Origin of the sequence: Streptomyces triticisoli, from assembly GCF_003270085.1 — a bacterium.
Taxonomy (GTDB): domain Bacteria; phylum Actinomycetota; class Actinomycetes; order Streptomycetales; family Streptomycetaceae; genus Streptomyces; species Streptomyces triticisoli.
On sequence record NZ_QFDQ01000274.1, the window covers coordinates 24,261 to 30,497 of the forward strand.

General features: G+C 71.6%; 6 protein-coding genes and 1 tRNA gene. 3 read left to right on the plus strand and 4 right to left on the minus strand.

What is annotated here, in order from left to right; translation table 11 throughout:
- Positions 1-78 precede the first annotated feature (78 nt).
- Positions 79-151, minus strand: a tRNA-Gln gene (locus tag DEP02_RS31060).
- Positions 152-174: 23 nt separating this feature from the next.
- Complete coding sequence (locus tag DEP02_RS31065; protein WP_112471004.1) at positions 175-1,035, minus strand: hypothetical protein; 861 nt, start codon at positions 1,033-1,035, stop codon at positions 175-177.
- A gap of 167 nt (positions 1,036-1,202) precedes the next feature.
- Between DEP02_RS31065 and DEP02_RS31070 the strand changes: the two genes are divergently transcribed.
- The gene (locus DEP02_RS31070) at positions 1,203-2,522 is read left to right on the plus strand and encodes a sensor histidine kinase (RefSeq protein WP_112471005.1); all 1,320 of its coding nucleotides are present in this window, start codon (positions 1,203-1,205) and stop codon (positions 2,520-2,522) included.
- Between the two features lie 43 nt (positions 2,523-2,565).
- On the opposite strand, the gene DEP02_RS31075 is transcribed toward DEP02_RS31070, so the two are convergent.
- Together DEP02_RS31075 and DEP02_RS31080 are read right to left on the minus strand one after the other, a co-directional pair.
- Positions 2,566-3,084 (minus strand): SUKH-3 domain-containing protein, encoded by a 519-nt coding sequence (locus DEP02_RS31075; RefSeq protein WP_112471006.1) that lies wholly within the window; start codon positions 3,082-3,084, stop codon positions 2,566-2,568.
- A gap of 55 nt (positions 3,085-3,139) precedes the next feature.
- Complete coding sequence (locus DEP02_RS31080) at positions 3,140-3,655, minus strand: YwqJ-related putative deaminase (RefSeq protein WP_112471007.1); 516 nt, start codon at positions 3,653-3,655, stop codon at positions 3,140-3,142.
- 323 nt (positions 3,656-3,978) lie between these two features.
- Between DEP02_RS31080 and DEP02_RS31085 the strand changes: the two genes are divergently transcribed.
- Entirely contained in the window at positions 3,979-5,007 is a 1,029-nt protein-coding gene (locus tag DEP02_RS31085; protein ID WP_112471008.1) for an SMI1/KNR4 family protein, read from the plus strand.
- An 8-nt stretch (positions 5,008-5,015) separates the two neighbouring features.
- On the plus strand, positions 5,016-6,237 hold a 1,222-nt coding region (locus tag DEP02_RS31090), incomplete at its 3' end, for an SUKH-4 family immunity protein (RefSeq protein ID WP_500300185.1).

The following is a 6,237-nucleotide window of genomic DNA, read 5'->3' on the forward strand; positions in this document are numbered from 1 at the left end:
CCGCAGGATACCGGGGTGGTTGGTGGGGGGAGACGAGAGCGGGTCCTGGCTGTGCAGCCAGGACCCGAACCGGATTAGCTCCCCCGCCAGGACTCGAACCCGGACAGATGGCACCAAAAGCCACAGTGCTTGCCAATTACACCACGGGGGAACAAGCTCGACTAAACCGGACATTCAGTCAGGTCGCCGAGCGGCACTCTCTACTATGCCGTACCAGGCGCCTTCCATGCGACGATACAAGTCGGCGCTCTTGAGTACATAGATGATCAGGCAGCCGCGGTACGCCTCCGAAGTGTTCTTCCGGCTCGTCTTCGGGTTGTGCTTCTTGAGCGTGGCCTTCTGGAGTACGGAGGGCTCCACGCCCACCAGCCCGGCCCAGAACTCCTCGGCGTCCGCCACGTCGGCCGACTCGTGGATGCTCACGCGAAAGCGCAGGCGTTCACGTTCCACGCCAAGCACGTCGAGCCAGTGCAGGAAGAAGCTGATGACGTCCGGATCGCTGTTGATGAACTGCAACCGCTCGCGGCGGCTGTACGACTTGTCCTTGGCGCCCTCGGCCCAGTAGAGGACCACGCCTGCCAGGAACACCTCCCGGTCGGACAGGTTGCCGACTGCTTGCTTGGCGGTCGCCTTCGTGTGCTGGCGTTCCTCTTCGCGGCTTTGAAGGGCGGCCTCCCAGCCCCGCCTGGCGATGGCTGAGGCATCCTCCGGGCTCCGCCTGCGCTCCGGCTTCGGCAGGTCCCGTACCCACAGTGGGATGGAGCTCTTCGAGCACCCCAGCTCCACCTGGATCTGGTCGTACGTCCAGCCCTGGAGGCGAAGCTCGCGTGCCTTGTCGCGTAGGTCGTCCTTGGCGTTCGGGCGCTTGGTCCACTCCGGGGGTGGCTCGCCCTCCAGGAGGCGGTTGAGGATGTCGTTGTTGTCGACGTGCAGGCGGTCGCGGATCTGACGTCGGCTGAGTCCTGCCCGCCGCAGCGCGACCGCCCGCTCCCGTAGGCCCTCGAAGTCGGCGTACTTGCCTGGTGCATGTGCCATGGGCATACCGTCCGGGCGGAATGCGTGGTTCCGGGGTCGAACGGGGGATGGTTCAGCGGTTCGAGGGATTTCAGCCGGTTCCGCTGCCGTTCGATTACGGAGTGTGGTCCGGCCCCGCACCCGGAACTCGGCGGAAAAGCCGGGGCGGGCGCCCGTAGGCTGGGGGTATGACCACGACGGGGGAAGACCACACCACGGTCCCGACCGGGCCGTGGTGGTGGGCGCGGTGGCGTGGTGCGGTGCTCGACGGGAGCCTTGCGCTGGTGTCCGCGCTGGAGTGCGGGGCCGAGGGGGTGCCGTTCGCGCGGGACGCGGGGATTCCGGCGGCCGTGGGGGTCGTGTTCGGGGTGCTCGCCGGGTCCGTGCTGCTTGTCCGGCGGCGGTGGCCGATTGCCGTGGTGCTGGTGGCGATCGCCATCACGCCGGCCCAGATGGGTTTCCTGCTGGCGATCGTCGGGCTCTACACCCTGGCCGCGTGCGAGGTGCCGCGCCGGGTGACTGCCGCGCTGGCCGGGATGTCCCTGGTCGCGACGATGATCGTGACGTTTGTGCGGGTGCGGCAGGACATGGCGCGGGGGGATCTGACGCTCGGGCACTGGTTCGTGCCGTTCGCCGCGGTCACCACGTCGCTGGGGCTGACGGCGCCGCCGCTTCTGCTGGGGATGTACGTGGGGGCGCGGCGGCGGCTCATGGAGAGTCTTCGGGAGCGGGCGGACAGTCTGGAGCGGGAGTTGCAGCTGCTCGCGGAGCGGGCGGAGGAGCGGGCCGAGTGGGCTCGCAACGAGGAGCGGACGCGGATCGCGCGGGAGATGCATGACGTGGTCGCGCATCGGGTGAGTCTGATGGTGGTGCATGCGGCGGCGTTGCAAGCGGTGGCCCGGAAGGATCCGGAGAAGGCGGTGCGGAACGCCGCTGTGGTGGGGGACATGGGCCGGCAGGCGTTGACCGAGTTGCGGGAGATGCTGGGGGTGCTGCGCAGTACGGAGGGGCAGGTGCCCGCGCAGGTCCGTGAGCGGGATGCCGTGCCGTTGGCCGCGGTGGGGGTGGCCGCGGCTGCGGCGGCTTCCCGGGCGGCCGGTGGTGGGGCCGAGGGTCCGTGTCTGTCGGAGCTGGACGAGTTGGTCGGGCAGTCGGTGGCGGCGGGGATGGCGGTGGATCTGTCGGTGGAGGGTGAGGTGCGTTCGTATGCGGCGGAGGTGGAGCAGACGGCGTACCGCGTGGTGCAGGAGGCGTTGACGAACGTCCACAAGCATGCGGCGGGGGCGAAGACGTACGTGCGGTTGGCGCATCGGTCGTCGGAGTTCGCGATGCAGGTGGAGAACGAGCCGCCGCCGGAGTCCGCGTCGGCGTCTGCGGCGGGGTTGCCGTCGGGTGGGAACGGTCTGGTGGGGATGAGGGAGCGGGTCGTGGCGTTGGGTGGTGTGTTTGTGTCGGGGCCGACGGATGCGGGGGGTTTCCGGGTGTCGGCGGTGATTCCGGCGTCGTAGGCCGGCGTCGTGGGGCCGGGGGCGGGCCGGCTCTCTGGTTTGTTCAGCCTGCTGTCAGCCGTGCCGGTTGTATGCCGGAGATGAGGGCGGTCAGGGCCTGGTCGATGTCGGGGCCGAGGTACCAGTCGCCGGTGTGGTCGAGGGCGTAGACGCGGCCTTCGGTGTCGATGGTGAGCAGGGCGTCGGTGTCGGTTTCGGTGCCGAGGGGGCTGATCTCGGTGTCGAGGGCGCGGCCGAGGTCGCCGAGGGTGCGGGCCAGGTGGAGGCCGTGCAGGGGGTCGAGGTGGAGGGCGGCGGGGGCGATCTGGCGGCCGGGGCCGGTGGGGGAGATGTGCAGGCCGCCGAATTCGGCCCAGGCTTCGACGGCGGCGGGGAAGACGGCGTGGCGGTGGCCGGCGGGTGAGGTGTGGTCGCGCAGGGTGTCGGCCCAGATTTCGGCTTGTTTTATGTCCCATCGTCCGGGTTGCCAGCCGGCGGCGCGCAGGGCGGCGTCGACGGGGACGGCGAAGCGGGATGGGGGAGGAGTCGAGAGCTCGGGGGATGTGGCGCGGTCGGCGTGCATCTGCCTTCGTTCGTCGTGGGTGGTGCGGTGGGGGGGGGTGTGGTGGTCGGCCGGGTCAGCTGTTCTGGGCGGTGGGGTCGACGATGCGGACGCCGAAGTGGGCGCTGAGGGCGGTGCAGGTGCGGCAGGGGGTGGCGAAGCCGCCGTGGAGGGGGTCGCCGTCCTCGCGGATGCGGCGGGTGGTGAGTTTGGCGTGTTTGAGGGTTTTGCGGGCTTCGCCGTTGGTCATGGGTTTGCGGGCGGCGCGTTTGCTGCGGGCGGCGTCGGCGGTGGTGATGTGCCGGGAGATGAGGATGGTTTCGGCGCAGCGGCCGGTGAAGCGGTCGCGCTGGGCGCTGGTGAGGGTGTCGAGGAAGTCCTGGACGAGGGGGTGGAGGGCGGGGGGTTCCTCGCCGCGGGCGGGGGTGCCGGTGAGGGTGGCGCCGCGGACCGAGAGGGCGGCGGCGACGGTGGGGAGTATGCCGTCGCGGCGGTGGTGGAGGGTGGGCGCGTGGGGGGTTTCGGTGCTGCTCCAGCCGATTCTCGGGTCGCCGGAGGCGTGTGACTGTGGTCCCGTCCGTGTCGCGCTCATGATCGTTTTTTCCTCCTGTGCATCCCCCCGAGGGAAACAGAGTGCCAAATGGCGTTGCCGCTGCGGTAGCTGGGGCGGTGTGACACGCCCGGTCGGGGGCGGTGCGTCACGGTGGGGTGACGGCTGGTCACGTGTGGGGGCGGTGGTGGTGTGGGGGCGGGGTGGAGGCCCGGTGACCGGTGTCGTCGTACCGCATAGGCTGTTGGCACGCCGCGATGCGCGCGGTTGACGCGTTGGAGAGAAGTAGGGATACGGGTCTTGGCGGGCCGGTGCTGGAAGCCGGTCGCCGTGGGTCGTACAGAGTGCCTCAGGGGGCAACCGCCATGACGACAGGCCGGCTCGGGCTGGGGGTTCCACCCGGCGACCAGGCTGGGGGACGGGCCGCGCCGCCGAACGCGGCCTATGCCGGGCAGGTCGTGCACTTTCCGGATCCGGTCCGGGCCGCTCGTCACCCGGGTGGGGTACGGGTGGATGAGCGTGGTTTCCCCGACTTCTCGCCGTATGCGCGGGCCGCGGTGGAGATCGCGGAGCCGCCTGCGGGGTTCGGGGTCGACGAGCTGCGGTTGACGGACTACGTGTCGGCGAACGCGGCGCTGGCGGCGTCGGGGCACGAGTTGTGGGACACGGTGCCGAGTGTGGCGACTCCGCACGGCTGGACGTGGCATCACGTGGGGGGTGGCCGGCGTCTGGAGCTGGTGCCGGTGGAGGTGAAGGCGCTGTTGCGCCATCACGGTGGGATCGCGACTGCGAACGTCGATCAGGCGAAGCGGGGTACGCGTCCGTTGCAGGAGACGCGGCCGGCGCACTTCGGGTTGCCGAAGTCGGGTGTGGCGGTGTCGGAGCAGCAGGTGCTGGGGGTCGAGGAGGATCTGGGGTACCGGCTTCCGGGTGCGTACCGGTCGTTCCTGAAGGCGGCGGGTGGTTGTGCGCCGGTGGGGACGGCGCTGGACGCGGAGTTGGGGCTGCTGATCGACCAGCCGTTCTTCACGGTGCGGGAGGAGGCGGCGGTCAATGACCTGGTGTACGTCAACAAGTGTCTGCGGGATCACCTGACGAAGGATTACCTGGGTGTCGCTTTCGTGCAGGGCGGGCTGCTCGCGGTGAAGGTGAGGGGCGAGCGGGTCGGTTCGGTGTGGTTCTGCGCGTACGACGATGTGCGGGACGTGGATCCGGCGTGGTCGCAGGCGGAGCGGGTGGAGCGGTTGCTGTTGCCGTGCGGTGAGGACTTCGACGCGTTTCTGTGCCGGCTGGCGGGTTCTCCGCCGGAGTTGGAGACAGTGGCGAATCTGATGGTGGACGGCGGTTTCGCGCGTGTGGTGGCCGTGTCTTCCGGGTCGTCGGTGGGGGAGTGAGTCGGGCGATGGTGACGTTCGCGCAGGCGCAGGAGCGCGCGGAGGAGTGGGTCAACGGGGATGTGCCGGCGTACCAGCATCGTGAGGTGCGGGTGCGGGAGTTCGAGCTGGGTTTCGTGGTGTGGGCGGAGGACCGTGAGGGCGGTCCGCGGCTGGACGGCGGTGCGCAGCGGCTGGTGATCGCCCGGGACAGCGGGGAGGCCACGTTGTGGCCCGGTCTGCCGGTGGGTGAGGTGATCCGCCGGTACGAGGAGGAGTACGGCCGTACGGGGCAGGTCGCGGACGCGGTTCCGGCGCCGGCGGTGCGGGTGGATCTGAATCAGACGTCGTTCTTGCTGAGTCCGCCTCAGTGGTTGCAGGAGGCGGCGGACAAGCTGGGGATTCCGGACCGGCGGGGCGGGTCGGGGGCGACGGAGGGCGGTGCGCTTCCGCAGACGCAGGCGGGGGTTCCGGTGGGCGGGGTGGCGGGCGCGGGTGCGTCCGGTGTGCCGGGTACGCCGGGTGTGCCGGGTGCTCCTGTCGGGGCGACTCCGTGGGCCGGGACGGACACCAACGCGGGTGCGGAGGACGACCGTTCCGTGCCGCTGCCGGACACGGTGTACTCGCCGTCGCCGAGTGGGACCGACGACGACACTCCGCCGCCGCCCGCTGCCGCGCCGGACGCCAAGACGGCGCTGATGGCGGGCGGGAGCGGGCTTCCGCGTACGACGCTGGCGCCGGTGGTCGACGAGCCCGACGGGGGCGGCGGGAGCGGTGCCTCGGGGGGTGCGGGTGTGCCTGGTGCCCCGCGGGGCAGCGCGCCGCCGCCTGTGCCGCCGAGCACGTTGCCCGGTCCGGGCGCGCCGGCCGCCGGCTATCCGCAGGGGGCCGGTGCCCCCGGCGTCCCCGGCGTCCCCGGCGTCCCCGGCGTCCCCGGTACTTCCGGCGTCCCCGGCGTCCCCGGTACTTCCGGCATGCCCGGCGCCCCCGGTATCCCCGGCGTCCCCGGTGCGCCGGGTGTCCCGGCGGGCCCCGGGACTCCGCCTCCGCCCCCGCCTCCTCCGTCCCCGGCTTCGGGCGGGCCGCAGGGTTCGGCCGGTCCGGCGCGGCCGCCGGCGCCCCACGCGGGTGACATCGCCGACGCCGCGACGAGCAAGGCGCCGCCTCCGCCGCGCCGTGGGCGGGGTGGCTCGACCACGCCTCCGCCGCCGGGTGCCCCGGGGACGCCGGGCGCGCGTCCGGGCGGAGCCC

Coding starts and splice junctions, on each gene's coding strand:
- DEP02_RS31065 (WP_112471004.1), bottom strand. CDS start 1,035: ATGGCACATGCACCAGGCAAGTACGCCGACTTCGAGGGCCTACGGGAG.
- DEP02_RS31070 (WP_112471005.1), top strand. CDS start 1,203: ATGACCACGACGGGGGAAGACCACACCACGGTCCCGACCGGGCCGTGG.
- DEP02_RS31075 (WP_112471006.1), bottom strand. CDS start 3,084: ATGCACGCCGACCGCGCCACATCCCCCGAGCTCTCGACTCCTCCCCCA.
- DEP02_RS31080 (WP_112471007.1), bottom strand. CDS start 3,655: ATGAGCGCGACACGGACGGGACCACAGTCACACGCCTCCGGCGACCCG.
- DEP02_RS31085 (WP_112471008.1), top strand. CDS start 3,979: ATGACGACAGGCCGGCTCGGGCTGGGGGTTCCACCCGGCGACCAGGCT.